The following is a 26,545-nucleotide window of genomic DNA, read 5'->3' as shown; positions in this document are numbered from 1 at the left end:
GTAGTTAGTCGTTATGTAAAACTTGTGGTCTAAGCAAAGCTGGCCAGTCAGCAAGCTTGGCTGGATCGAAGCCGCTTTATAGCAAGCGGCCAAAAACCATGTCAAGGAATGCTTGTGGTGTCAGCAATCGGACTTGCAGCCTGCCCCCAGGGGAATCAAACATGACATCCGATCCATCGTACCTCAATGAGTACTGATACGCTCCTTGGCGTCAGCCTCACGATTGTCATCCTTTGCAACCATCTCTTCAACCCCTTCCTTCAGGGGTTCCGGCATGTATTGCAGCGCAATCTGCAGCACCTCGTCAATCCATTTTACTGGTTTGATCTCGATATCTTGCTTGATGTTATCGGGAATTTCCTTCAAATCCCGGACATTATCGTGCGGAATCACCACTGTCTTGATCCCGCCACGGTGTGCCGCCAGCAACTTTTCCTTCAAGCCGCCAATCGCCAGCACCTGGCCCCGCAGGGTAATTTCACCAGTCATAGCCACATCGGCACGCACCGGAATCCCGGTCAGTGACGACACCAGCGCGGTACACATACCAATCCCGGCACTGGGGCCATCCTTGGGCGTAGCCCCTTCCGGCACGTGGATATGGATGTCCTGCTTTTCATGGAAGTCCGGCGCCAGTCCCAGGCTGTGGCTGCGACTACGCACCACAGTCAGGGCCGCACTGATCGACTCTTTCATCACATCGCCAAGTGAGCCGGTATTGGTCAGCCGGCCCTTGCCCGGCACCACCACGGCCTCCAGACTCAGCAGTTCGCCGCCAACCTGGGTCCAGGCCAGCCCAGTCACCTGACCGACCTGGTCCTTCTCTTCGGCCAGCCCGTACTTGAACCGGCGCACCCCCAGATACTCTTCCAGCAACTCACCTTCGACCACGATCGAATGCTTGGCCTTGCCACCGACCTGTTCCTTGACCACCTTGCGGCAGAGCTTGGCAATCTGCCGCTCCAGACCCCGCACACCGGCTTCACGAGTGTAGTAGCGAATGATGTCGCGCAGCGTCTGGTCCGGGACCTGCAGCTCGTCTTTCTTGAGCCCGTTGTTCTTGATCTGCTTGGGCAGCAGGTAGCGACGGGCAATATTGACCTTCTCATCCTCGGTATAACCGGGGATGCGGATCACTTCCATGCGATCAAGCAGCGGAGCCGGGATATTCATCGAGTTGGAGGTACAGATGAACATCACATCGGACAGATCGTAATCGACCTCCAGATAGTGATCGTTGAACGCATGATTCTGTTCCGGATCGAGCACCTCGAGCAGGGCCGATGACGGATCACCACGCATGTCCGAACCCATCTTGTCGATCTCGTCGAGCAGGAACAGCGGGTTCTTGACCCCGGCCTTGGTCATTTTCTGGATCAGCTTGCCCGGCATCGAACCGATGTAGGTGCGTCGATGGCCGCGGATCTCGGCTTCATCACGCACACCACCCAGAGCCATGCGCACGAACTGGCGATTGGTGGCGCGCGCCAGCGACTCACCCAACGAAGTCTTACCCACCCCCGGAGGCCCCACCAGACACAGCACAGGGCCTTTGAGCTTACGCACCCGCTTCTGTACTGCCAGATACTCGAGAATCCGCTCCTTGACCTCTTCCAGGCCGTAGTGATCTGCCTCCAGCACCTCTTCGGCACGTTTGAGGTCATGCCGGACCTTGCTCGCCTTTTGCCACGGCACACCAGTCAGCCAGTCGATATAGGAACGCACCACCGTGGCTTCGGCCGACATCGGTGACATCATCTTCAACTTGTTCAGCTCAGCAGTTGCCTTGGCATGTGCCTCTTTGCTCATGCCAGCATCATCGATCTTCTTCTTCAGGTCTTCCAGCTCACTATGACCTTCATCCAGACCACCCATTTCTTTCTGGATCGCCTTCATCTGTTCGTTCAGATAGTACTCGCGCTGGCTGCGCTCCATCTGCTTCTTGACCCGGCCACGAATGCGCTTTTCCACCTGCAGCAGATCGATCTCGGCATCGAGCACACCGAGCACATGCTCCACCCGCTCGCGCAGGGGCAGGATTTCAAGAATGTCCTGCTTCTGCGACAGCTTCAGGGCCAGATGAGCCGCCATGGTATCGACCAGACGACTGGGATCATCAATCCCGCTCAAGGACGAAACCACCTCCGAAGGCACTTTCTTGCCAAGCTGGACATACTGTTCGAACTGGCTCATCAGACTGCGAACCAGAATTTCCGATTCGCGCTCATCCAGAGCCACTTCATCCAGCGGCTCGCCCAACGCCAGTTGATAGCCATCGATCTCGTCGATCTGATCGATGCGCACCCGCTGCTCGCCTTCGACCAGCACCTTGACGGTGCCATCAGGCAGTTTCAGCAGTTGCAGGATGGTGGCCAGGGTACCCATGCGATACAGCCCCTGCTGTGCCGGATCGTCCTCGCCAGGATCACGCTGGGCTACCAGCAGGATCTGCTTGTCGCTGGACATGGCAGCTTCCAGGGCCCGAATCGATTTGTCGCGCCCCACGAACAGAGGAATGACCATATGGGGATAGACCACCACGTCACGTAGCGGCAGAAGCGGGAATTCGCTGAAAGTCGTCATGGCTGAAGCTCGCTCGCAAGGGGGACCGCCTCGGAGACGGACCCGGAGTATGAATAGTTCATGAATCCAAGATGGGGGCTCGCGCAGAAAAAAACAAGCAGCATCACATACTGCAACACAACATCTGAACCACGGGAGGGATGCAACACCCCACAATCCGCCGACTGGCGGGCAAGGCGCACAAAAAACAAAAAAGCACTCGTCCGCAAACGGACGAGTGCTTTTGCTTTGCTACTCAGTCTTCCGGCATTGCCTTGGGTGGCTGCTCGACTGACTCGTAGATCAGCAACGGCTTGGCGTCGCCACCGATCACGTTTTCATCGATAACCACCTTGCTGACATGCTCGGCGGAGGGGATTTCATACATGGTCTCAAGCAGTACATTCTCGAGGATAGAGCGCAGACCTCGGGCCCCGGTCTTGCGCTCCAGCGCCCGACTGGCAATGGCCTTGAGCGCATCACTACGGAACTCCAGCTCAACCCCTTCCATATCGAACAGGCGCGCATACTGCTTGGTCAGCGCATTCTTCGGCTCGGTCAGGATCTGGATCAGCGCATCCTCGTCCAGTTCGTCGAGGGTAGCGATAACCGGCAGACGGCCAACGAACTCGGGAATCAGGCCAAAACGTACCAGATCTTCCGGTTCGACATCCTTGAGCGTCTCGCCAACTTTCTTGCCATTGTCCTGACTGCGCACGGTGGCGTTGAAGCCAATACCGCTTTTCTCGGAGCGATCACGAATGACCTTCTCCAGACCGGCGAAGGCACCACCACAAATGAACAGGATATTGCGAGTATCAACCTGCAGAAACTCCTGCTGCGGATGCTTGCGACCACCCTGTGGCGGCACTGAAGCCACAGTGCCTTCGATCAGTTTGAGCAGTGCCTGCTGCACACCCTCACCAGAGACATCGCGGGTGATCGAGGGGTTGTCCGATTTACGCGAAATCTTGTCGATCTCGTCGATATAGACGATCCCCATCTGCGCCTTCTCGACATCGTAGTCGCACTTTTGCAGCAGCTTCTGAATGATGTTCTCGACATCCTCACCCACGTAACCGGCCTCGGTCAGAGTGGTGGCGTCAGCAATAGTGAACGGCACATTGAGCAGACGCGCCAAGGTCTCGGCCAGCAAGGTCTTGCCCGAGCCTGTCGGACCGATGAGCAGAATGTTGCTCTTGCCCAACTCGACGTCATCCTTGCTGTCACGCTGATTGAGCCGCTTGTAGTGGTTGTAGACCGCTACCGACAATACTTTTTTAGCGCGCTGCTGACCAATCACATACTGGTCCAGAATCGCACAGATATCCTTGGGCGCAGGCAATTTCTGAGCACTGCTCTCAGCCTGGCTTTCCTGTACTTCCTCACGAATGATGTCGTTGCACAGATCAACGCATTCATCGCAGATGAATACCGAAGGGCCGGCAATCAGCTTGCGCACTTCATGCTGGCTCTTGCCACAGAAGGAGCAGTACAACAGCTTGCCGTTGTCTTCACCCTTCCCACTCATATCGGTCATCTAAAACCCCTACTTACGAATCGCTCATGTCACAAAGATGAAGGCAACAACGCCACTTTGCAAGTACGACCCGGCCAATGCCAGCCATGCTGCGGCCAGCAAAACCTGTGTTTGAGGCCCGTCCTGGCGGCGAGCCCCGGTATTTCATTGACGCAAAAGCGCCAATTACACGCCGTCGCGGCGTTCCAGCATCTGATCAATCAGGCCGTATTCGACGGCTTCTGAACCACTCATGAACCGATCACGGTCGGTGTCACGGGCGATCACATCAAGCGACTGGCCCGTGTGATGCGCCAGCACCTTGTTCAGCCGTTCCTTGATGAACAGAATCTCACGGGCATGGATTTCGATATCCGAAGCCTGACCCTGGAAGCCACCCAGCGGCTGATGGATCATCATCCGTGCATGCGGCAGGCAGAAGCGCTTGCCCGGCGCACCACCGGCCAGCAGCAAGGCACCCATGCTGCAGGCCTGGCCGATGCACAGAGTGCTGACATTCGGCTTGATGAACTGCATGGTGTCGTAGATCGCCATACCAGCGGTCACCGAGCCACCCGGAGAGTTGATGTACAGGTGAATGTCCTTGTCGGGGTTTTCCGACTCAAGGAACAGCAACTGAGCCACAACCAGGTTGGCCATGTAGTCTTCAACCTGGCCTACCAGGAAGATCACCCGCTCCTTGAGCAGGCGCGAATAGATATCGTAGGAGCGCTCGCCGCGCGCCGACTGCTCAACAACGATGGGCACCAGCCCGCCAGCGGCCTGAACTTCAGGTGGGAGTTGATTGAAGTTGCTGTTATGGATCATGGATCGATGTCACTCCAGTTTGCCTGTCGCAAAAACACGAGAGCCAGCCCGAAGGCTGGCTCTCGTGGTGCGTTGATTAGCGGCGCATCCTATTAAGCGTCGCTGTCCGCCTCGCCTTCCTCGACCGCTGCTGGCTGAGCGGGCTTGACGGCGTCTTCGTAGGAGACCTGCTTGTCGGTCACCTGAGCCTTCTGCAACACAGTATCCACCACTTGTTCTTCCAGCACAACCGACTGAATTTCGCCAAGTTGTTGCTCATTCTGGTAGTACCAGTTGACGACCTGCTCAGGCTCTTGATATGCCGAAGCCAGGTCCTCGATCATTGCACGTACACGGTCGTTGTCCGGCTTGATTTCGTTCTGTTTGACGATCTCGGCAACGATCAGACCCAGGCTGACACGACGCTTGGCCTGCTCTTCGAACAGCTCGGCCGGCAGGTTTTCCGGCTTGAAGCTGGCACCACCACCGAACTGCTGAACCGCCTGGACGCGCAAACGATCGATTTCGCTGCTGATCAGAGCCTTGGGCACTTCGACGCTGTTGATCTTGAGCAGACCATCCATCACCTGGCTCTTGACCTTGGTCTTGATGGCCTGACGCAGCTCACGCTCCATGTTCTTGCGAACCTCGGCACGGAACGCCTCGAGACCACCAGCTTCGACCCCGAAACGGGCGAAGAACTCATCATCCAGCTCCGGCAGCACGGCAGCAGCCACAGCCTTGACAGTGACTTCGAACTCAGCGGCCTTGCCGGCCAGATCCAGGTTCTGGTAGTCCTCAGGGAAGGTCACGTTCAGGGTACGGGTTTCACCGGCGGCGGCGCCAACCAGCCCTTCTTCAAAACCGGGGATCATGCGACCCGAACCCAGCACCAGATTGGTGTCGGTAGCGCTGCCGCCAGCGAAAACTTCGCCGTCGACCTTGCCAACGAAGTCGATGGTGACCTGATCGCCATTCTCGGCGGCACGCTCGGCAGCCTCGAAACGGGTGTTCTGCTTGCGCAGGATATCCAGCATGTTGTCCAGATCGGCGTCAGTCACTTCGGACTCGATGCGCTCAACACTGATGCCGGCGAAGTCGGCCAGAGCAACTTCCGGATAAACTTCAAAGGTGGCGATGTATTCGAAGTCCTTGCCTTCTTCAAGCTGCTTGGGCTCAACGCTCGGAGCGCCAGCCGGGTTCAACTTCTCTTGCATGATGGCTTCGTAGAAAGAAGACTGGATCACATCGCCGATCACCTCCTGACGAGCCGAAGCGCCAAAACGCTTGCGAATCACGCTCATCGGCACCTTGCCAGGACGGAAACCATCAACACGGGCACGACCAGCGGTCTGCTGCAGGCGCTTGTTGACCTCGTTTTCGATCCGCTCGGCCGGAATGCCTACAGTCATGCGGCGCTCAAGGCCGGAGATGGTTTCAACCGAAACTTGCATGGAGAGTCCTCGTGAACAGACAGATTGTGGTTTGGACAAATTCTAAAGGGTCAACATTCTAGACGCTTGATACCGAGAAGTCATCATTGGCCGAATAACAAAAACAACTGAAGACCTGACAGACAGCGCAAGCCTGGCAATATGCAGGCCTGGAATGAAAAACCAGAGAAAGATGGTGCGGACGGAGAGACTCGAACCCACCAACTCACCGCCCGCCTGCCTGGAGCCCGCATTCTATCTGGCGCACTAATGACAAGATCGGCCGCGTGTGTTCCCAGAGTGTTCCCAGAGTGAGTGTGAAAGAGCGCAAGCCTGACCCTGAAAGCGCCGACCCTGGGGCGGTCCTGAGATTTTAGGTTTTGAGAGCGAAAAACGGTAACAAAGGTAATTAGGTTTTAAATTCCATGAAAAATCATTAATAAACAATTAGTTATTAGGATTACTTAAAGGTAATAATATGGTAATCAACTGGTAACCACATTACCCCTTGCAATGGTCATTTTTGTGAAAATAAAACATCTTAATAATCAATGACTTGCAAAAAAATTACCTTTCCGGTTACCTCAAATTACCTTGTAGAGTAACCACTCCAGCCCAGCAACCACGGGGCCTACAGAGCAGAACTCGGGGCAAGTAACCGAAATTACCCTTTTGCGATTTCAAACCCCAGATCAGCCCTTATGACCCGCCTTACAAAGCCTGCACCTTCGCAGAATTCCGCAGAACCAGCGCCCCCCCGCACCCCCTCAGACCGCCCAGCACCTGCGCGACCTACAGTCGAGCGCCGAAGTGAAGAAAAAGTGACACGTTTAGCCCGCAGGTGAGGTGGGGGGAAGACTGCCCGCGCCAGGTGCTGGCAGGGGTGGCCGGGCCGGGCCGCCGAGAGTGACTGGGCCGCTGAAAACCTCGGAGCTCATGCCGACCAAAAACAGCCGAAAGCCGCGCAATGACTGGCCTCAAGGCCTGCAAAGTGATAGGATTCAATGGGGTTCTCTTTGCTTGCGAGAGGCTTTTTTTTCCTGCGCCAAGCCAGTTATTTGCCCCCTCCCCTGAGTCGAATTTCAGTCAGCAGCAGGCACAAAAAAGCCGCCTCGATGGGCGGCTGGTTTGGTTGGTGGTGGTCAGCTGTTCAGCTTGGCCGGCGCGGTTGGTGGGGCCACTGACTCGAAGCGGATCACCTCTTCGCCGAGCCAGTCATTCAGCGCGGTGAAGCGCGCTTGCAGCGGCAGCAGTTCGTTTTGAATCCAGGTCTCTGATGCATCCTTGGGTGACCCGAACCCACCGGCGTTCACCGGCACGATGCCGAGCAGTTGAGGCGGTACCCGCAGCGCGGCGAGCTGATCGTCACGGCTGACGTTCTTGATCGAGCCGAAGTCATCCTTGGCGGCAACTTCGCTGATTGGGATCACCTGCAGGCCATCTTTTTTGCCGTTGGGCGCATAGACCAGAAGGTTCCGGAAGTTGCCAGGCCCTTTGCTTTGCTTCATCGCGGCGCTGATGCCGTTGATGTCGGCCTCGTTGTGAACGGTGTCATTGATATAGAGAATGAATCCGGCGTGTGACCCGTTCTGGTAATACTTGCGGCGGAACAGCGTGGCGCTTTCGTTGAGCAACGCGGAATGCAACGCGGCGTACCATTCCGGCACCCCGTAAATCTCCTGATTGATATCAGCCTCGCGCAGGTGGAACACGCTGCCGCTGTCGAACTCGTGCTCATCTTTCCAGCCACGCACCTGGAAATAGGTGTCCAGCTCAACGCCACGGCGCATGTACTTTGCCAAGACTGGCACCAGTTGCAGCGCCTGGCCGAAGCGGTTTTCCTGCCGCTCCAGATAGCCGTTGCCGCTCCAGAGGTAGTCCAGGGCGAACTGCTCGAAGTGCTGGCGGCTGAGCAACCGATGCGGCACGAATGCCCGGCTGAGCATGTTGCGCTTGAACATCAAACCCGATTGCAGGAAAACCGACGCCCTGGTCGAACGGGCCAGTCCATCGAGGGACAACGGCGGCTCATACCAGCGACCATTCATCCAGCATTCCAGGTAGTCGAAGATTTCCCGGCTATCCAGCACAGGGGTAGGCTCGCCGAAGGTGAACGCCTCGATGCCGCCCCCCTGCTCTACCGTTGCCGACTGCCGGGGCTGACTCTTGCGTTTCTTGCTCATCCAATAATCTCCATGCGTGCCGAGTTGACCCCTGTCTGGCCCTCAAGCGGTTCGTGGTGCAATGCGTGAAATAGCGCCCACGCCAAATCGGCGTGGCCAATGTCATCAGTGCGGCCAGACACAAAGGTCACCTGCCGGCCACTGGGGGTAAGGGTTTTGCGGATGGCCATCAAGCTGGCAGCCAGATCGGTCCAGCCGGCATCGAACTGCAAGCGGCCATTCTTGATCACGTCCATGGCCTTGAGCACCAGACGCATCTTGACCTCGGGCGAGTAGCTGAATGTGGTCAGCCCTGGGAAGAACTGGCGCACCAGTTGGGCAACCCCGGACCCCATGCCAGTGGTATCGATACCGATATACGTTACCCAATAGCGCTGAGTGACCTTGCGGATGAACTCGGCCTGGGCAGCAAAGTCCATACCCTTGAACTGGTGCCGCTCCAGCACTCGGAACGGCCCGCCCGGTACCATCGGCGGTGCAACCACCACCAGACCGGCACTGTCGCCAGAGTCTGCCGGGTCATAGCCCAGCCACACCTGGCGGTCACCAATCGGGCGGGCGGCAAACGGCTTGTAGTCAGCCCAGACATCCCAGGTATCAACCATGCATGGCTGCAGCAGCTTGAGCGGGAAAATCGAGTCGCCGTCATCGATGAACAGGCACATCAGCAGATTGTTGAATTCCTCGGCGCTGTACTCTTCGCGCAGCTCATCGAGGTCGAACAGGTCACAGCCCCGGGATTCTGCATCGAGGATGGTCACGATCTGGCGCCAGATCCGGTCCTCACACAGCCGCCCCTGTTGCAGGGAGTCATGACTCACATCGATCTTGACCCGCTTGTCTGCCGGCAAGCGCTTGTTGCGGCGCTCACCAGTCCACAGCGGATAGGCCTCATGAGCCATGGTTGACGGGGTACTGAAATAGGTCTTGCGCCATTTCTTGTGCAGGGCCATACCGCTGGCCACCTTGTTGATCTGGTCGAAACCATGCACCCAGAAAAATTCATCAAAGTAGAAATTGCCCGACCGGCCCTGTGCGGTGCGGTAGTTGGTACCGAGAAAATGCAGCTCGGCACCGTTCCACAACACGATGGGATCACCGGTCAGCTTCACACCCAGCACATCAAGCAGAAAGGTCTGCATGTAGGTCTTGAACTGGTGGGCCTGGGCCTTGCTTGCTGACAAGAAAATCTGATTGCGCCCAGTGGTGATAGCGTCGATCAGCGCCTCACGGGCGAAATAGAACGTCGCCCCGATCTGGCGCGACTTGAGAATCATCCGGGTCCGCATGCTTCCGGCCCGGTACCAGTCGAGCTGATAATCGAAACAGGACTCACGGAACGCATCGACCAGTTGCTCGATCTGCTCTTCACTGAGTTCGTTTCGCGCTGGCTGTTTCTTCGGCCCAGCGTTACGCGCCGCAATGTTCGGATTCAGATCGGTTTCGGTTCCGCCCTCCTGGTACCGCTGGATTCTTGCCTGGCGTTCCAACTGCCGGTGCAGCAGGTCAATTTCCTTGAAGTCCCCGCCGGTCTTTGGGTCTTTCAGGATCAACTGGACGAGCCGCGCTTCCAGCGCACCCCCAACCCGTTCTACAGTGTCTGCCCGGTCCCACTCATCCCGGGCCTTCCAACTGTGGATGGTCTTGTCTTTCTCGCCCAGGTATTCGGCGATTTCACAGACACGCCAGCCCGTCCAGTACAAAAACTTGGCGTGGCGGCGACTGTCGGTCAGGGGCTGAGTAATGGCATTCATGGGGCAGATGCTGACGCCCACCCGCGCGCGCGGCTGCACTGGCCCGGTGTAGCGCCCCCCGCTCAACTTGAGCCACGTTGCTGCTGAACGCCCCACCCCAGACCATGCCCTCAACACCTTTCAGGATTGAGGACACCAGGTCATGAAGAAATACCGCTCGAAGTTTGTCCGTGTCGCCGTTGAGGGAGGCACCACCGATGGCCGCCGGATCGAGCGCCAATGGTTGCAGGACGCCGCCGAGACCTACAGTCAAAACACCTACGGCGCCCGCATCTGGCTGGAGCACTTCCGCAGCATCACCGCCGACGGCCCCTTCCGCGCCTACGGTGACGTGGTAGCACTCAAGACTGAGGAAGTCGAAGTCGCCGGTCAGAAACGCCTGGCCCTGTTCGCCCAGATCGAGCCAACCGATGAATTGATCGCGCTGAACAAAAAGCGCCAGAAGATCTACACCAGCATTGAAATCAACCCCAAGTTTGCCGACACCGGCAAGGCCTACATGGAAGGCCTTGCCGTGACCGACAGCCCGGCCAGCCTGGGAACCGAAATGCTCACTTTCTCGGCCCAGAACCCAGACGCCAACCCACTGGCAGCACGCAAGCAGAACAAGGAAAACCTGTTCACCGAGGCGCTGGAAGTCGAACTGGAATTTGACGAAGTGGCCCCGGAAGAACCGAGCAAGGCCGACGGCATCTTCGCCCGCGTGCGCGAGCTGCTGGGCAAACAGAAGGACAAGGAAGGCAAGGACGCCGCCCTTTTCAACGAACTCGGCAACTCACTGGAAGAGCTGGCCCAGCACGTCGCCGACCAGGACAAGCAGTTCAGCACCGCCCAAAGCGATATTTCCAAACTGCGCAGTGACTTCACCGCCCAGAGCCAGAAGCTGGACGAGCTGATTACCAAGCTCGAAGGCGAGCCCAAGCCCAACTTCACCCAACGCCCGGCGGCGACCGGTGGTAACGGCCAGGTTCTGGCCTCGTTCTGATCAACCCTGACGCACGGAGCATCACATGCGCAACGAAACACGCGAAGTATTCAATGGCTACCTCGGCCACGTCGCCAAACTCAACGGCGTAGCCGTGGCTACCAACAAATTCAACGTAGAACCAACCATTCAGCAAAGCCTGGAAACGGCCATTCAGGAATCCACTGAAATGCTGCGCCAGGTGAACGTCCTGGGCGTCAGCGAACAGTCTGGTCAGGCTCTGCTGCTGGGTGTGAACGGCCCACTGGCCAGCCGCACCAACACTGCCGGCGGCAACCGTCGTAACCCGAAAGACCGTTCCGCACTGAGCAAGGACGAGTACAACTGCAAGAAAACCGACTACGACAGCGCCTTCCCCTACCAGTTGCTGGACCAGTGGGCCAAGTTCCCCGACTTCCAGATTCGCCTGAGCGGCGCCATTGCCCAGCGTCAGGGGCTGGACCGGATTATGGTCGGTTTCCACGGCACCAGCGCCGCAGCCGAGACCGACCCGGTTACCAACCCGCTTGGCGAAGACGTGAATATCGGCTGGCTGCAGAAGATTCGCACCGGCGCACCGGATCGCGTACTGGATGAAGTTGTTGAAAACTCCGGCAAAGTGACCATCGGCGCGACCGGTGATTACAAAAACCTCGACGCCTTGGTCTATGACATGGTGCAAATGCTTGACCCCTGGCACCGAAAACACCCGGACTTGCGTGTCATTGTTTCGCGCAACCTGCTGCATGGAAAGCTGCTCAAGGCCGTCGAGCGTGGAGCCGAATCCAACCAGGAAGAACTGGCCGCCGACGAGATCATCGCCACCGCCCGTCTGGGTGGACTGCGCCCTTACGATGCGCCTTACTTCCCCGACAACACCGTGCTGGTCACCACGCTCAGCAACCTGTCGATCTACTGGCTGGAAAGCGCCCGCCGCCGGCACATCAAGGATGAACCGGAATATGACCGCGTTGCCGATTACCAGTCCTCGAATGACGCCTACGTCATCGAAGACTTCGGCCTGGTGGCCCTGGCCGAGAACGTCGAGGAGGTATAACCCGTGCCAATGTCCCCAGCACAGCGGTCACAACAGCGAAAGCGCGCCGCCCTCGCGGCCGCTGCCGCTGGCCCGCAAACCAGCATGGCCGGCGCCACCGCCTACGAACTGCAACTGGCCCAACTGCACCAGCACTCCCAGCAGCTCAAGCAAGTGCAAAGCCAGGAAGCCAAGGCCGAACTCAAGCGGCGCCTGCTGCCCGACTACACCGGCTATATCGAAGGCGTGTTGTCGGCCGGCAAAGGCGCCCAAGATGACGTACTCACCACCCTGATGCTCTGGCACTTCGACGCCGGCGACTTCCTGGGCGGCATGCGCATCGGCGCCTATGTGCTCGAACATGGTCTGAGCATGCCCGACAAATTCAACCGGTCGCCCGCCTGCCTGATCGCCGAGGAACCGGCAGAACTGGCCCTGCGCGCCATGAAAGCCGGCAACAGCTTCCCGGTCGAACCGCTGGTGCAAGCCGCCGAACTGACCGCCAAGCACGACATGCCCGACGAAGCCCGCGCCAAGCTGCACCTGGCAATCGGCCGCGCCTACGCCTTCGGCATCGACAAAGCCGAGCTGACCGACGACCAGGCCGAACTGCTCGAAAGCGCCCGTGACCACATCACCCGCGCCATCGAGCTGCACGACAAATGTGGCGGCAAAAAGGATCTGGAAGGCGTCACCCGCCTTCTCAACAAACACGCCGGCACCACCGGCTAACAGAGCGTACCCCACGCACCCGGCGGCTCGGGGCGGATCAGCAGGTTCACTCCTTCCTTGCTGTGAAGCCCCGACCACCGCCGACCAGAGGACAACATGAGCGGATTTATCGGCCAGGCCAACACAGAGCCTTTCATCCTCAGCAATGACGGCTTCTTCCCCGATATCGATGCCGAAGCCCTGCGCGCCAGTGTGCGCCTGAACGGCGATGTCTCCGACCTGCGCCTAGAAACCAGCATCATCAACGCCATGCTGTCCACCAACCGCGAACTGGCCAGCCGCAAAGCCAACTGGCAGGCCGCAGGCCACGACACCCTGGCAGAAGTAGACCCCAGTGAAATTGGCGGCAAGAACGGCCTGGAACAGATCTACACCCGGGCCATTCAAGCCCTGGTAGCCGCAGAACTGGCCGAGCGTTACCGCAGCTTCGACGCCACCAACAGCGCCACCCGGCAAGCCGACGACCTGCGCCCCACCGCCGACGATTACCGCCGCGACCACCGCCACGCCGTGCGCGACCTGCTCGGCATCGCCCACGCCACTGTTGAGCTGATCTGATGGACACCATCAGATCGCACCAGGGCGACACCGTAGACGCGATCTGTTGGCGCTACTACGGCCGCACCGCCGGCGTCGTCGAGCAGGTACTCGACGCCAACCCCGGCCTAGCCGACCTCGGCGCAGAACTGCCCAGCGGCACCCTGGTAAAGCTACCCGACGCCCCAACCGAAAACACAAACTCAGGGATGGTGAACCTATGGGACTGATCTATCTCGCCCTCTACAAGGGTAAGGGCCGGCTGTTCAACCGCCTGATCCGCCTCTGGACCGGCTCCAAATACAGCCACTGTGAACTGGTCATGCCCGACGGCCGCTGGCTCTCAGCCTCGGCCATGGATGGCGGCGTGCGCGCCAAGCGGATCGAACTCAACCTTGCCCACTGGGACCTGATCGCCCTGCCCTGGGCCAACCACGGCCGTATCAATGCCCTGTTTCAGCAGCATGAAGGCCGGGGCTATGACTGGCCCGGCATCCTGTTCAGCCAAATTCTGCCCATTGCCCGGCACAGCAAGCGCCGCAAGTTCTGCAGCGAGTTCTGCGCCGCCGCCCTGGGCTTTGAGCAACCCCAACGCTTCAACCCGGCCCTGCTCGGTGAAGTGGTGCAACGCATTAACCGCCTCCCCTTCGTCCAGCTAGGCCACTCCCTCACGGAGGGCTAAGGAATGCCACAGATGCCTGATCGTCCCGAAACCTGGGCTTGGCTGATTGCCTGGGTGCAACAGCACTTCCCGGCCTTTTACGCCGGTGCCCTCGCGTTCTTCGTCGCCTTCTGGCGAATCATCTACACCGGCGGCCGGCTCCGGCAGTTGGCCATCGAAACGCCCCTGTGCGGTCTGCTTGGAGTGGGCGTGCATTACGGCGCCGAATTCATCGGCGCGCCCGCCAGCGCCGGCACGTTTTTCGCCTGCGTAGTCGGCCTGCTCGGCGTTGAAACCAGCCGCGCAGCAGCCCGCCGCGCCCTTGAAAAGAAGGTAGAGCAACTATGACCCAACTCCTGCGCCACGGCTCCACCGGTCAAGCCGTCCTGCAACTGCAAAAAGCCCTGAATACCAACGGCGCCAATCTGTACCCCGATGGCGTCTTCGGCGACGAAACCGAAAAGGCCGTCCGCGCCTACCAGCTCAAGATGAACCTGGTGGTAGACGGCATCGCCGGCCCCAAAACCCTCGGCGCCCTGGCCGGTGGCGACTGCACCCGCCTGCTGCACAACACCACCATGGTGGCCGCAGCCAAGCGCCTGGGCGTCGAACTGGCCAGCATCTATGCTGTCAACGAGGTAGAAAGCGCCGGCGGTGGCTTCCTCGCCAACGGCAAGCCCAAGATCCTCTACGAGCGCCACATCATGTACCGGCGCCTGAGCACCGTCCGCGCCAAGGGTGACGACGCCACAGCCCTCAAAGCCCACGCCGACGAACTCGCCACCCTGCACCCCAACCTGGTCAACCCGCGCCCCGGCGGCTATGCCGGCGGCAGCGCCGAGCACCAGCGCCTGGCCCAAGCCAAGCTGATCGACGCCATCAGCGCCCCAGAATCGGCCAGTTGGGGCGCCTTCCAGATCATGGGCTACCACTGGGACAACCTCGGCTACAGCAGCCTGGACGACTTCCTCACCCGCATGGCCAAAAACGAAGACGAACACTTCGAAGCCTTCGTCCGCTTCATCGAAGCCGACCCCGCCCTGCACAAGGCGCTGAAAGCCAAGAAATGGGCAGACTTCGCCCGCCGTTACAACGGCCCGGCCTACGCCCGCAATCTCTACGACGTGAAGCTCGAACGCGCCTATCAGCGGCATACTGATTGCGGCTGTGGGCAGCAGGTGGCGGCATGATCCCTGGCTACACAGTTGCGGCTGAGGCCAAGGCGCTGGGCTGCACTCACCACGGCAGCTACTACGGCATACCGCTTTGGATGGGTGATATCGAAAGTGAAGCCCCGTTGGTATTTGCCAAGTGGGCACCGCTTGAATATCTGATCCACGCATTTTCCTGCATCGAGGGGCTGTTATTTCCCCTGGTGCACGGGCCAGACGCCCAGCCAATGTTTATGTTCAAGGTCAAAGGGCTTATCGAGTGACCACCCTACGCCAAACCCTCTACAGCCTCGCCCTGCTCACCGCCCTGGCCCTGCTGCTCTGGGGCCAGCATCAGCGCAGCCAGGCCGAACAGGGCCGCACAGCCCTGGCCACCGCACAACTACAGGCTGAACGCCAGCGCACCACCCGCCAGGCCACCACTATCAACGAGCTGGAAACAGCCCTGCAGCACGAACGTCAGGCACAGACTGATTTGCGCGTAACTCACAACCAGCTACGGCAGCGCCTCAGCACCAGCCTGCACCAGATCGAGGACTTAAAACGTGAAAACGAAGAACTGCGCCAATGGGCTGATCAGCCTTTGCCTGCTGCTGCTCGGCGGCTGCGCCAGCGCCCTGCCATCACCGGAGCCGCAGACTATCAGGCTTGGCTGTCCAGCCGTGACGCCCTGCACCCTGCCACCAGTCAGCCCCCAGACTAATGGCGACCTGATCACCGACAGCGAAATCGATGGCAACGCCTGGGCCGAATGCGCCGCCCAGGTCGACATGATCTACCAACACCAGCAGGCCCAGCATGCTCAAGCCCAGCAGCCTTAAACAGCACCTCATCAACAGCGTACCCGCCCTGCGCAAACACCCAGACCGGGTACTGGTGTTCATGGATGACGGCCACGCGATATCCACCACCGCCGTGGGCCTATCGTTCGAGTACAGTTACAACCTCAAACTGATCATCACCGACTACGCCGGCGACCCCGACGCCATCTTCGTGCCCCTGATCGCCTGGGTAGGCATCAACCAGCGCGAACTGCTCGAGAACCACGAACGCAACAAAACCGCCATTGCCTTCGACGCCGAAGTCCTGGCCAACGACCTGGTAGACATCGAAATCAGCCTGCCGCTGACCGAACGTGTCATTGTCAAACGCCAGGAAGACGGCAGCCTCAGCATCACCCACCCACCAGAACCCGAACTGGAGCCGTTCCTCCCGGCTGGTCACTACCAACTGATTACCAATGGCGATGTCCTGGCCGAATGGGACAGCATCGAAGGCCACGGCGTAGACATGGCAACACCACACCCACAACGGCCCAACCATGGCCAGTGATATCCAGCAGCTCGAAGACTGGGCCGGCGCCCTGCTCAACCGACTGGAACCCAAAGCCAGGCGCCAACTCAGCCAGCACCTGGCCCGGGATCTGCGCCGCAGTCATCAGAAACGTATCCGCGCCCAGCGCAACCCCGACGGCAGCGCCTACACCCCGCGCAAGAAACGCCTGCGCGAACGGGGTGGCCGCATCCGCCAGCGCATGTTCAACCGCCTGAGCACCACCCGGTTCCTCAAAGTACGCACCAGCGCCGCAGCCATCAGCCTGGAATTCCTCGGCCGCACCGCCCGCATCGCCCGCGTTCACCAGAAAGGCCTGCGCGAACGCCCAGGCCGCAACACCAGCGAAATCCGCTACCCCAAGCGCGAACTGCTCGGCTTCAGTGCCGAAGACCTCGACCTGATCCGCTCCCGCGTACTCGATCAGCTCGGCGACGTGTAGCGCCCCCCGCTCAACCTGCAATCTGATGCGCCTCGCGCGCGGGTCAGCAATCCTCGGCAGCATGAATGCACTCGCCGACCTGACCCGCCGCCTCGACAACCTGCTACGCCTGGGCACTATTGCCCAGGTGGACCATGGCGACCCCGACCAAGGCAAGCCCCCCGCCTGCCGGGTCCAGTCTGGCCAGGTGCTCAGCGGCTGGTTGCCCTGGTTCGCACTGCGCGCCGCTGCTGTGCGCAAATGGTCACCCCCCAGCGTTGGCGAACAGTGCCTGGTATTCAGCCCCAGCGGCGACCTGGCCGCCGGCGTTGTCCTGCTCGGCCTCAACTCAGCCCAACACCCCGCGCCCAGCAACACCCCTACCGAAGAGCGCACCCAGTACGCCGACGGCACCTGGGTGGGCTACGACATGGGCAGCAAGGAAATGACCGTCATGCTCACCGCCGGCGGCAAACTGATCCTCACCGCCCCTGGCGGCGTACAGATCAACGGCAACATCAACATCAACGGCAAGGTCACCACCACCGAAGATGTTGTCGCCGGCGGCATCAGCGTCATGCATCACAAAACCACAGGTGTTACCCCCGGCAACGGCCTGTCAGGAGATCCGCAATGAACCGCCATACCGGAACCCTGCTGACCAACGCCGAACACATGAGCCAGAGCGTTGCCGACATTCTCACCACCCGCATCGGCACCCGTCTGGAACGGCGCGAATACGGCAGCCTGCTGCCCGACTTGATCGACCAGCCAGCCAACGGCGCCAACCGCCTGCGCGTCTATGCCGCCACAGCCATGGCCCTGATGCGCTGGGAACCACGCCTGCGCATAACCCGCGTTCAGCTCGGCGCCACCAGTTTTGACGGGCAAACCACGCTCGACATCGAAACAAGCCGCGTTGACACCGGCGAACCCCTCAATCTGCAAGTGCCCCTGGCACTCGGGGGGCTGGCATGAGCTTCACCCCGATCAACCTGTCCGCCCTGCCTGCTCCCCAGGTTGTTGAACCGCTCGATTACGAAAGCATCCTGGCCGAGCGCAAAGCCGAACTGGTCGCCCTGTTCCCCGTAGAACAACAGTCAGAGATCGCTGCCCGCCTGCAACTCGAAAGCGAACCGCTCACCAAGCTGCTACAGGAAAACGCCTACCGTGAACTGGTCTGGCGGCAGCGGGTCAACGAATCAGCACTGGCGGTCATGCTGGCCTACGCCGAAGATGAAGACCTTGAACAGATCGCCGCCCGCTTCAATGTCCAGCGGCTACTGATCAGCCCCGGCAACCCCTCCGCCAGCCCACCAGAGCCACCGGTTTACGAAGGCAACGAGGCCTTGCGCGAGCGCACCCAAATGGCCCTGGAAGGGCTCAGCACCGCAGGGCCGCGCAACGCCTACATCTTTCATGCCCGCAGTGCTGACGGCCGCGTAGCGGATGCCAGTTGTGACAGCCCAGCCCCAGCCGAGGTAGTCGTCACAGTGCAAAGCGCCCTGGATGACGGCACCGCCGATGCAGAACTGCTCAACTTGGTAGACGCCTACCTGTCAGACGATGACCGGCGCCCAGTGGCAGACCGCCTCACCGTGCAGAGCGCAACGGTCATCCCGTACACCGTCACCGCCGTGCTGTACTTGGAAACCACCGGCCCAGAGGCTGAACCGATCCGCGCTGCTGCAGAACATCGCTTGGATGCCCTGGTCAACCGTCGCCGCCGACTGGGCCAGGAGGTCAACCGCTCAGCGCTGGATGCCGCCCTGCATATCGAAGGTGTGCGCCGTGTTGAGCTGCCCGGCTGGGCCGATATCATCGCCACCCTGCAGCAAGCCCCGTTCTGTACTGGCTACAGCGTCACCGTAGGGGGCGACTGATGCCCGCCTGCCTGCTGCCCGGTAACGCCACCGAGCTGGAGCGCAACGCCGCCCAGGCGCTGGCCCAGATCGAGCGGGTAACCGTACCCCTGCGCGACCTCTGGAACCCGGACACCTGCCCAGTCGAGCTGCTGCCCTATCTGGCCTGGGCGTATTCCGTCGACCGCTGGTCATCGGTCTGGCCAGAGCGCGCCAAGCGCGAAGCCATCAAAGCGGCCTACTTCATCCATGCCCACAAAGGCACCATCGGAGCCCTGCGCCGGGTGGTCGAGCCGCTGGGTTATTTGATTGAGGTCCGAGAATGGTGGGAAGAATCGCCCCCGGCCACCCCCGGCACCTTTCAGTTGCTTATTGGCGTACTTGAAACCGGCATCACCGAAGAAATGTATCAGGAGCTGGTCTGGCTGATCGACGACGCCAAACCGGTAAGCCGCCACATCACAGGCCTGGCCATCGCCCTGGATGTTCACGGCACAGAACACATCGGCATCGCCCTGTCAGACGGCGATGAGCTGGACATCTACCCACCACAACCACGCGACATCGAGGTCAGCGGCACACTGGCCTGGGGTGCGCGTGAGCATGTTATCGACACCATGGATATCTACTCATGACCGACCAGAACTCTCAATTCATGGCCATCCTCACCGCTGTCGGTGAAGCCAAGCAGGCCAATGCGAATGCCCTGGGCATCCCTTGGGTCATCACCCAGATGGGCGTAGGTGACGCCAACGGTACAGACCCTGACCCAGATCGGCTGCAAACCTCTCTCATCAATGAGCGCCGCCGGGCACCGCTCAACCGACTGGACATCGACCCGAACAACGACGCGATCATCATTGCCGAGCAAGTCCTCCCCGAGAATGTCGGCGGCTGGTGGATTCGAGAAATTGGCCTCTACGACGAAGACAACGACCTGGTAGCCGTAGCCAACTGTCCGCCGACATTCAAACCCGAACTCAGCCAGGGCAGCGGCCGCACCCAGGTAGTGCGGCTGAACATCCTGGTCAGCAGCACTGAGTACATTCAGCTCAAAATTGACCCCAGCGTAGTGTTGGCGACCCGAGCCTATGCAGACTCGCTAATCGTCAATCACAAAGCAGAAACTGATCCGCACCCGCAATACCAACTGCGCGGAGCTATCACCAGCTTGAGCGCAAACACTCAGCTCAACGCTGATCATGAAGGCCTGATCCTGCTCAGTGCCGCCAGCGGCACCCGCACCTACACACTGCCCGCCGCGACCTCATCCCTAGGCGTCCGCGAGCTGGTTCTCAGACGCACCGATGCCAGCAGCAACGCCTTGGTCATCGCAGCATCAGGTACGGATAAGCTGAGGCTCGATACAACTGTTCAAGCCTCTGGCCAGTCCACCACGGAACTGCTGTTTTCAGGTGACTGGCTGCGTCTGCGTAGTGATGGGGCTGGAAATTGGTGGTGTGTGGGTCAGGCTGAGCTGCCCGCGTCGATAACTGGGGGAGTGGCCGTTTTCGATACAGCAGGTAATCACACTTTTTCTGTGCCTGCAGTATTGCGAAGCGGTCGCCGCTATGCGCGCGTGACAGTTATCGGCGCTGGAGGTGGAGGCGGAAGAAACAACAGTTTTGCAGGAGGAGGAGGAGGCGGTGGCGGTAGAAGCTCCGGCATTGTCAATCTGTCTAGTGTCGTATCAGTAAGCGTTACAGTTGGTTCCGGCGGGGCAGGTAGGGCAGATTCGACAGGACTTGGCACACCAGGTGGGACAAGCTCTTTTGGCTCATACATTTCTGCTACAGGTGGGTCAGGTGGTGGCGTACTTAGCGGCGGAGATCCGGGAGTTGGAAATGGTGGAAATTTGAATTTAGCGGGCGGGCCCGGTGGACAAAGCAGCTCTGGAACATCTGGAGCATTTACCGGTGGCCTGGGTGGTAGCGGTCGAGGAGCGCTCTCGGAATCCTCATCTACCGCAGGAAGATCTGGCGTAACTCATGGTGCGGGCGGTGGCGGCGGTATTCTTGAAGCCAATGGCGGCAACGGTTTTCGTGGCATTGTTGTGGTGGAGTGGTGACAACTATGTGGGCAAGAATCGATAACGGCACCGTGGCCGAAATCACGGCAATCAACCCGACCGGCCGCTTCCATCCGTCTTTAGTGTGGATTGCTTGCAGCAGTGATATCGAACCGGGCTGGACCTATGTAAACGACGAGTTCAGTCCGCCAACGGTAGCGCCTATGAGTGTCGAGGATCTTTGCAACCAGATCGACCACACCGCCGACACCGCCCGCGCCCTGGTCGTAGGCGCCCCGCTGCGCGCTGAGGAATACAAAGCCGCACGGGAAGAAGCCCAGGCCTTCGCTGCTGCCAACTACCAGGGCGACGTGCCCCGCGCCGTGGCGGCCTGGGCAATCAACGGCCGCACAGCACAACAGGCCGCTGACGAGATCCTGGCCGAGGCTGCAGCCTGGACCGAAGCGCTGTATTTCATCCGTGAAACCCGCCTGGCCGCCAAGGAACAGGTCAGGGAATTGATGGCAGCAGAGCAACCAGAACAGGCCCAGGCAGCGGCTGAACAAGCCATTGCCGCGATCAATGCCGCCATCGCCGGCGTGGGTAACGCCTCAAACTCTTAACCAACCACCCCGCCGGTGTAGCGCCCCCCGCTACACCGGCGTCAGGTTCCCCAAGCCCCACGCGCGCGGCACCCTCAAGGCTCACGATCACTGAACCTGACCGGAGCCAAGCCCATGTCTGATTACCATCACGGCGTGCGCGTCATCGAAATCAACGAAGGTGTGCGGCCAATTCGCACCATTTCCACCGCCGTGGTTGGCATGGTCTGCACCTCGTCTGACGCTGACGCCACTGTCTTCCCGCTCAACAAGCCGGTGCTGCTCACCGACGTACTGTCCGCCTCCGGCAAAGCCGGCGACAACGGCACCCTGGCCGCCAGCCTGGACGCCATCGCAGACAACGCCAGCCCGCTGACCGCCGTAGTGCGCGTTGAAGCCGGCGCAGACGACGCCGAAACCACCTCCAACATCGTCGGCGGCGTCAGCCCAGAAGGCCAATACACCGGCCTCAAGGCCCTGCTCACCGCCAAAGCCAGCCTCGGCGTCACCCCGCGCATCCTCGGCGTGCCAGGCCTCGACTCCCTGCCAGTTGCCACCGAGCTGGTCGCCATCGCCCAGCAACTGCGCGCCTTTGCCTACGCCAGCGCCTGGGACTGTGCCACCAAGGAAGAAGCCGTCGCCTACCGTGAAAACTTCGGCGCCCGCGAACTCATGCTCATCTGGCCCGACTTCCTCAACTGGAGCACCAGCCAGAACCAGGACGTACAAGCCTCAGCCGTCGCCCGTGCCCTCGGCCTGCGCGCCAAGATCGACCAGCAAGTCGGCTGGCACAAAACCCTGTCGAACATCCCGGTCAACGGCGTCACCGGCATCAGCAAGGGCGTGTTCTGGGATCTGCAAAACCCAGCCACAGACGCCGGCTACCTCAACAGCAACGAGGTCACCACCCTGATCCGCGAAGGCGGCTTCCGCTTCTGGGGCTCACGCACCTGTTCCGATGACCCGCTGTTCGCCTTCGAGAACTACACCCGCACCGCCCAGGTGCTGGCCGACACCATGGCCGAAGCCCACCTGTGGGCCGTAGACAAACCCATGCACCCCAGCCTGGTGCGCGACATCCTCGAAGGCATCAACGCCAAGTTCCGCGAGCTGAAGAACCAGGGCTACATCATCGACGGCTCAGCCTGGTACGACGAAGCCGCCAACGAGCCCACCACCCTCAAGGACGGCAAGCTCTACATCGACTACGACTACACACCGGTGCCGCCGCTGGAAAATCTCGCGCTGCGTCAACGCATCACTGACCGCTACCTGGCCGACTTCGCCAGCCGCATCAACGCCTAAAGGAGAGCACCGCCATGGCCATGCCGCGCAAGCTCAAGAACCTGAACATTTTCAACGACGGCAACAGCTACCAGGGCGTAGCCAAGTCCGCCACCCTGCCCCCGCTCAGCCGCAAGATGGAAGGCTACCGGGGTGCTGGCATGAACGGCCCGGTCAAGACCGACCAGGGCCTGTCCGACGACGGCATCCAGTTCGAGTGGACCCTTGGCGGTTGGGATCTGATCGCCCTGCGCCAGTGGGGCGCCACCCGGGCCGATGCCGTGCAACTGCGCTTTGCCGGCGCGGTGCAGCGTGACGACACCGGCGAAGTCAGCGCCGTTGAAGTCGTCGTCCGTGGCCGGCATGAAGAGATCGAATTCGGCGACGCCTCGCCCGGTGAAGACACCGAGCACAGCATCACCACCACCTGCAGCTACTACAAGCTGACCGTAGACGGCGAAGTCTTGGTCGAAATCGACATCCTCAACATGATCGAAAACGTTGACGGCGTGGACATGCTCGCCGAGCAGCGCCGCGCCATCGGCCTGTAACCCCATAACCCCCAAAGCCCGGCGGGCCAGCCTGATCAGCGCCCGCCGGCATACCAAGTAAAGGAGAACCACCCGTGAGCAAAGCCGACAAACCGGAAGCCACAGCACAGGCTGAACAGACCAGCAAAAACCCCAACGAAGAAATCATCACGCTGGACCAGCCCATCAAGCGCGGTGAAACCGAAATCACCAGCATCACCCTGCGCAAGCCGGTCTCCGGCGAGCTGCGCGGTACCAGCCTGATGGATCTGGCCCATATGGACGTAATCGCCCTGCGCAAGGTACTGCCACGCATCAGCCAGCCGACCCTGACCGACATCGAGGTCGGCAACCTGGACCCCGCCGACCTGATGCAATGCGGGGTCGCCGTAGCCAGTTTTTTGCTGACGAAGAAAGCGAGAGAGGGCTCCCTCGAAGCGTAGAAGAAGCCATGGGCGATATCGCCCTGGTCTACCACTGGGGGCCGAGGGACATGGACACCCTCACCCTCACCGAGTTGATCGACTGGCGCCACCGCGCCATCAAGCAATGGAATCAGGTGCATGGCTCAGCAACTAAGGCTTGAAGTAGTCCTCCAGGCGCTGGACCGTGCCACCAAACCCATCAGGGCCATTGCCCAGGGCAGCGTAGGGCTGGGGCAAGACCTCAAGAACACCCGCGACCAGCTCAAGCAACTGCAGGCCCAGCAGAAAGACATCAGCAGCTTTCGCAGCCTGCGCACCGCCAACGAGCAAACAGGCCAGGCCCTGGCCGCCAGCCGCGACCGTGTGCGCGAGCTGTCGCGCCAGATGGCCGAAACCACCAACCCAACCAAGCAACTCAGCAACGAATTCAAGCGGGCTGTGCGCGAGTCACAGGCGCTCAAGCAGAAACACGGCGAACAGCAGCGAGAACTGCAAGGCCTGCGCGGCAAACTGGGCGAAGCCGGCATCAGCACCCGCAACCTCGGCGAACACGAGCGCGAGCTAAAGCAGCGCCTGGCAAGTACAAACACCACGCTGAAACAGCAGGAAGACCGGCTCAGGTCAGTCACCCAGCAGCAAAAGCGCCTGGCCGACGCCAAGCGCCAATACGAGAAAACCCAAGCCCTGGCTGGCAGCATGGCCGCCACCGGCGCTGCCGGGGTCGCCACCGGTACCGGGATTCTTTACAGCGGCGCGCGGCTGCTGGCTCCAGGCGTTGAGTTTGACGCCGACATGGGCCGGGTCAGAGCCCTAGCCCGGCTGGAAGCCGGCAGCGAAGAACTGGCAGCCCTACGCGCCCAGGCTCGGCAACTGGGCGCCAACACCTCGTTCAGCGCCAACGAGGCAGCACAGGGGCAAGGCTTCCTGGCCATGGCCGGCTTCACTCCACAGGCCATCCGTGACGCCATGCCGGCCATGCTCGACGTAGCCAAAGCTGGAGCCATGGACCTGGCGCAAACCGCTGACATCACATCGAACATCCTCACCGGCTTCAATCTGCAATCAGCCGACACCGCCCGCGTGGGTGACGTACTGACCGCCGCGTTCACCCGCTCAAATACCTCGCTGCACATGCTCGGCGAGACCATGAAATACGCAGCCCCCAATGCAGCGGCCTACGGTCAAGACATTGAGACCATGGCAGCAGCAGCCGGCAAACTGGGAGACGCCGGTATTCAAGGGTCCATGGCCGGTACTGCCATGCGCGCCATTCTCAGCCGCCTGGCCGGGCCACCAAAGAAGGCCGCCGCTGCCCTGGAACAACTCAACATCCAGGTACGCGATGCTCAGGGCAATATGCTCCCCCTGCCCAACATCCTGCGCCAGATCCACGACAGCACCGAAAACCTCGGTAATACCGAGCGTGGCGCGCTGCTCAAGGCCATTGCCGGCGAAGAGGCAGGCAGCGCACTGACGGTATTGACCCAGCAAGCCGGCTCCGGCGAACTGCAAACCCTGATCGAACAGTTGCGCGAAGCCCAGGGCGAAGCAGCCAGAACAGCGGCCGTGATGGGTGACAACCTCGGCGGCGACATGGCCTCACTCAGAAGCGTCTGGGCAGATCTCGGCATCGGCATGCAGGAACTGATCAACGAAGAAATGCGCGACACCGTAAAGGGCCTGGTGGGGATAATTCGGCGGGTCAGGGAATGGATGGCTGAAAACCCTGAACTGACCAAGCAGATCATCAAGACCATTGCAGGCCTCGGCATCCTCATCACAGGTTTCGGCGCCCTGACCATCGCCCTGGCCTCGATCATCGGCCCGTTCGCCATGATCCGCTATGGGCTGACCTTCTTCGGCATCAAGGCCGTGAGCATTATCCCCATCCTCAAGGGCATCGGCGGGGCCTTCCTGTGGCTGGGCAAAGCCATGCTGGCCAACCCCATCGGCATTGCCATCGGCCTGCTGGTACTCGCGGGATACCTGCTCTACAAAAACTGGGACGGCGTAATCGGCGGGCTCAAAGCCCTATGGCAAGGGCTGGTCACTGCCGCCCGCGCCATCTGGGGCGCGCTGGTCACCTTCTTCACCGGCATCTGGCAAGAGATCAGCACCGCATTCGACGGCGGCATGCTCGGCATTGCCAAGCTGCTGATCAACTGGTCTCCCCTGGGGCTGCTCTGGCGCGGCATCACCAGCGCCCTGAGCGCCCTGGGCATCCAAGTACCCGAGCACTTCAAAACCCTCGGCAGCGCCATGATTGACGGCCTACTGAACGGCCTCAAGGCCAGCATGGGCAAGCTCAAAGACGGCATCATGAACGTCGGTGGCGCCGTCACCGGCTGGTTCAAAGACAAGCTCAACATCAACAGCCCCAGCCGCGTATTCGCCGAGCTGGGTGGTTACACCATGCAAGGCCTGGCCCAAGGCATCAACCGTGAACAGCGCGAACCGCTCGAAGCCGTAGCCGCCGTGGCTGATCGCATCGCCAGCACCCAAGCCCTTACCGACGGCATCCAGTTCGACAACCGCCGCCCACTGGCTGCCCGCCCAGTAGCTACCGCCGCCACCTCGTCCAACAGCTACGAAATCCACATCCACCCAGCCCCAGGCATGGACGCCCAAGCCATCGGCCGCGCCGTAGCCGCCGAGCTGGACCGCCGCGAACGCGAGCGCGCCGCCAGGGGCCGGTCAGCCCTTTACGACCAGGAGTAAGTG

Annotated in this window: 30 protein-coding genes; 24 read left to right on the top strand and 6 right to left on the bottom strand. The window is 60.5% G+C overall.

Annotation, left to right across the window (positions count from 1 at the left end; all coding sequences use genetic code 11):
* Positions 1 to 183: 183 nt before the first annotated feature.
* The 6 genes from lon to BVH74_RS12255 form a co-directional block, all read right to left on the bottom strand.
* Positions 184 to 2,583, bottom strand: a complete 2,400-nt coding sequence (gene lon, locus BVH74_RS12280; RefSeq protein WP_080050347.1) for an endopeptidase La — start codon at positions 2,581 to 2,583, stop codon at positions 184 to 186.
* Positions 2,584 to 2,818: 235 nt separating this feature from the next.
* Positions 2,819 to 4,102: an ATP-dependent Clp protease ATP-binding subunit ClpX gene (gene clpX, locus BVH74_RS12275; RefSeq protein WP_080050346.1), complete on the bottom strand. Its 1,284-nt coding sequence runs from the start codon at positions 4,100 to 4,102 to the stop codon at positions 2,819 to 2,821.
* Positions 4,103 to 4,267: 165 nt separating this feature from the next.
* Positions 4,268 to 4,909 carry an ATP-dependent Clp endopeptidase proteolytic subunit ClpP gene (clpP, locus tag BVH74_RS12270; RefSeq protein WP_080050345.1) on the bottom strand — a complete coding sequence of 214 codons (642 nt, stop codon included), beginning with the start codon at positions 4,907 to 4,909 and terminating at the stop codon, positions 4,268 to 4,270.
* A gap of 92 nt (positions 4,910 to 5,001) precedes the next feature.
* Positions 5,002 to 6,342, bottom strand: coding sequence for a trigger factor (gene tig / locus BVH74_RS12265; protein ID WP_080050344.1), 1,341 nt, complete (start codon positions 6,340 to 6,342; stop codon positions 5,002 to 5,004).
* 1,121 nt (positions 6,343 to 7,463) lie between these two features.
* Positions 7,464 to 8,504 (bottom strand): phage portal protein, encoded by a 1,041-nt coding sequence (locus BVH74_RS12260; RefSeq protein ID WP_080050343.1) that lies wholly within the window; start codon positions 8,502 to 8,504, stop codon positions 7,464 to 7,466.
* Positions 8,501 to 10,258 carry a terminase ATPase subunit family protein gene (locus BVH74_RS12255; RefSeq protein ID WP_080050342.1) on the bottom strand — a complete coding sequence of 586 codons (1,758 nt, stop codon included), beginning with the start codon at positions 10,256 to 10,258 and terminating at the stop codon, positions 8,501 to 8,503. The genes BVH74_RS12260 and BVH74_RS12255 overlap by 4 nt, the downstream gene beginning before the upstream one ends.
* A 142-nt stretch (positions 10,259 to 10,400) precedes the next feature.
* Between BVH74_RS12255 and BVH74_RS12250 the strand changes: the two genes are divergently transcribed.
* The 24 genes from BVH74_RS12250 (at position 10,401) to BVH74_RS12140 (ending at position 26,542) form a co-directional block, all read left to right on the top strand.
* On the top strand, positions 10,401 to 11,243 hold the full coding sequence (locus BVH74_RS12250; protein WP_080050341.1) for a GPO family capsid scaffolding protein: 843 nt from the start codon (positions 10,401 to 10,403) through the stop codon (positions 11,241 to 11,243).
* A 25-nt stretch (positions 11,244 to 11,268) separates the two neighbouring features.
* Positions 11,269 to 12,279 (top strand): phage major capsid protein, P2 family, encoded by a 1,011-nt coding sequence (locus tag BVH74_RS12245; RefSeq protein ID WP_080050340.1) that lies wholly within the window; start codon positions 11,269 to 11,271, stop codon positions 12,277 to 12,279.
* 84 nt (positions 12,280 to 12,363) lie between these two features.
* Positions 12,364 to 12,990 carry a phage terminase small subunit gene (gpM, locus tag BVH74_RS12240; RefSeq protein ID WP_373279453.1) on the top strand — a complete coding sequence of 209 codons (627 nt, stop codon included), beginning with the start codon at positions 12,364 to 12,366 and terminating at the stop codon, positions 12,988 to 12,990.
* Between the two features lie 96 nt (positions 12,991 to 13,086).
* Positions 13,087 to 13,548 carry a head completion/stabilization protein gene (locus BVH74_RS12235; RefSeq protein WP_080050338.1) on the top strand — a complete coding sequence of 154 codons (462 nt, stop codon included), beginning with the start codon at positions 13,087 to 13,089 and terminating at the stop codon, positions 13,546 to 13,548.
* Entirely contained in the window at positions 13,548 to 13,757 is a 210-nt protein-coding gene (locus tag BVH74_RS12230) for a tail protein X (protein ID WP_080050337.1), read from the top strand. Before BVH74_RS12235 ends, BVH74_RS12230 begins: the two co-directional genes overlap by 1 nt.
* Positions 13,748 to 14,209, top strand: coding sequence for a hypothetical protein (locus tag BVH74_RS12225; RefSeq protein ID WP_177344530.1), 462 nt, complete (start codon positions 13,748 to 13,750; stop codon positions 14,207 to 14,209). The genes BVH74_RS12230 and BVH74_RS12225 overlap by 10 nt, the downstream gene beginning before the upstream one ends.
* Positions 14,210 to 14,212: 3 nt before the next feature.
* On the top strand, positions 14,213 to 14,536 hold the full coding sequence (locus tag BVH74_RS12220; RefSeq protein ID WP_177344529.1) for a phage holin, lambda family: 324 nt from the start codon (positions 14,213 to 14,215) through the stop codon (positions 14,534 to 14,536).
* Positions 14,533 to 15,378, top strand: a complete 846-nt coding sequence (locus BVH74_RS12215) for an N-acetylmuramidase domain-containing protein (RefSeq protein ID WP_080050335.1) — start codon at positions 14,533 to 14,535, stop codon at positions 15,376 to 15,378. The genes BVH74_RS12220 and BVH74_RS12215 overlap by 4 nt, the downstream gene beginning before the upstream one ends.
* Positions 15,375 to 15,623, top strand: a complete 249-nt coding sequence (locus BVH74_RS12210; RefSeq protein WP_080050334.1) for a hypothetical protein — start codon at positions 15,375 to 15,377, stop codon at positions 15,621 to 15,623. Before BVH74_RS12215 ends, BVH74_RS12210 begins: the two co-directional genes overlap by 4 nt.
* The gene (lysB, locus tag BVH74_RS18980) at positions 15,620 to 16,063 is read left to right on the top strand and encodes an Rz-like lysis system protein LysB (RefSeq protein ID WP_080050333.1); all 444 of its coding nucleotides are present in this window, start codon (positions 15,620 to 15,622) and stop codon (positions 16,061 to 16,063) included. Before BVH74_RS12210 ends, lysB begins: the two co-directional genes overlap by 4 nt.
* Positions 15,951 to 16,181, top strand: coding sequence for an Rz1-like lysis system protein LysC (lysC, locus tag BVH74_RS18935; RefSeq protein ID WP_231705618.1), 231 nt, complete (start codon positions 15,951 to 15,953; stop codon positions 16,179 to 16,181). The genes lysB and lysC overlap by 113 nt, the downstream gene beginning before the upstream one ends.
* Positions 16,159 to 16,692, top strand: a complete 534-nt coding sequence (locus BVH74_RS12200; RefSeq protein ID WP_080050332.1) for a phage tail protein — start codon at positions 16,159 to 16,161, stop codon at positions 16,690 to 16,692. The genes lysC and BVH74_RS12200 overlap by 23 nt, the downstream gene beginning before the upstream one ends.
* Entirely contained in the window at positions 16,682 to 17,134 is a 453-nt protein-coding gene (locus BVH74_RS12195) for a phage virion morphogenesis protein (RefSeq protein WP_080050331.1), read from the top strand. Before BVH74_RS12200 ends, BVH74_RS12195 begins: the two co-directional genes overlap by 11 nt.
* Before the next feature lie 61 nt (positions 17,135 to 17,195).
* The gene (locus tag BVH74_RS12190) at positions 17,196 to 17,750 is read left to right on the top strand and encodes a phage baseplate assembly protein V (protein ID WP_177344528.1); all 555 of its coding nucleotides are present in this window, start codon (positions 17,196 to 17,198) and stop codon (positions 17,748 to 17,750) included.
* Positions 17,747 to 18,091: a GPW/gp25 family protein gene (locus BVH74_RS12185; protein ID WP_080050329.1), complete on the top strand. Its 345-nt coding sequence runs from the start codon at positions 17,747 to 17,749 to the stop codon at positions 18,089 to 18,091. The genes BVH74_RS12190 and BVH74_RS12185 overlap by 4 nt, the downstream gene beginning before the upstream one ends.
* Positions 18,088 to 18,996, top strand: a complete 909-nt coding sequence (locus tag BVH74_RS12180) for a baseplate J/gp47 family protein (RefSeq protein WP_080050328.1) — start codon at positions 18,088 to 18,090, stop codon at positions 18,994 to 18,996. Before BVH74_RS12185 ends, BVH74_RS12180 begins: the two co-directional genes overlap by 4 nt.
* The gene (locus tag BVH74_RS12175) at positions 18,996 to 19,610 is read left to right on the top strand and encodes a phage tail protein I (RefSeq protein ID WP_080050327.1); all 615 of its coding nucleotides are present in this window, start codon (positions 18,996 to 18,998) and stop codon (positions 19,608 to 19,610) included. The genes BVH74_RS12180 and BVH74_RS12175 overlap by 1 nt, the downstream gene beginning before the upstream one ends.
* A complete protein-coding gene (locus BVH74_RS12170; protein ID WP_080050326.1) occupies positions 19,607 to 21,043 on the top strand; it encodes a phage tail protein in 1,437 nt (478 codons plus the stop codon). Before BVH74_RS12175 ends, BVH74_RS12170 begins: the two co-directional genes overlap by 4 nt.
* Positions 21,044 to 21,048: 5 nt before the next feature.
* Positions 21,049 to 21,606, top strand: a complete 558-nt coding sequence (locus tag BVH74_RS12165; protein ID WP_155121718.1) for a hypothetical protein — start codon at positions 21,049 to 21,051, stop codon at positions 21,604 to 21,606.
* Positions 21,607 to 21,720: 114 nt separating this feature from the next.
* Positions 21,721 to 22,890 (top strand): phage tail sheath protein, encoded by a 1,170-nt coding sequence (locus tag BVH74_RS12160; RefSeq protein ID WP_080050325.1) that lies wholly within the window; start codon positions 21,721 to 21,723, stop codon positions 22,888 to 22,890.
* A 14-nt stretch (positions 22,891 to 22,904) separates the two neighbouring features.
* On the top strand, positions 22,905 to 23,420 hold the full coding sequence (locus BVH74_RS12155) for a phage major tail tube protein (RefSeq protein ID WP_080050324.1): 516 nt from the start codon (positions 22,905 to 22,907) through the stop codon (positions 23,418 to 23,420).
* A gap of 74 nt (positions 23,421 to 23,494) precedes the next feature.
* Complete coding sequence (locus BVH74_RS12150) at positions 23,495 to 23,842, top strand: phage tail assembly protein (RefSeq protein WP_080050323.1); 348 nt, start codon at positions 23,495 to 23,497, stop codon at positions 23,840 to 23,842.
* 8 nt (positions 23,843 to 23,850) lie between these two features.
* Positions 23,851 to 23,985, top strand: a complete 135-nt coding sequence (locus BVH74_RS12145; RefSeq protein WP_080050322.1) for a GpE family phage tail protein — start codon at positions 23,851 to 23,853, stop codon at positions 23,983 to 23,985.
* A complete protein-coding gene (locus BVH74_RS12140) occupies positions 23,963 to 26,542 on the top strand; it encodes a phage tail tape measure protein (RefSeq protein WP_080050321.1) in 2,580 nt (859 codons plus the stop codon). The genes BVH74_RS12145 and BVH74_RS12140 overlap by 23 nt, the downstream gene beginning before the upstream one ends.
* Positions 26,543 to 26,545: the final 3 nt, after the last annotated feature.

Source organism: Halopseudomonas phragmitis, from assembly GCF_002056295.1.
GTDB classification, from domain to species: domain Bacteria; phylum Pseudomonadota; class Gammaproteobacteria; order Pseudomonadales; family Pseudomonadaceae; genus Halopseudomonas; species Halopseudomonas phragmitis.
This window is presented reverse-complemented; position numbering and strand designations above follow the sequence as displayed.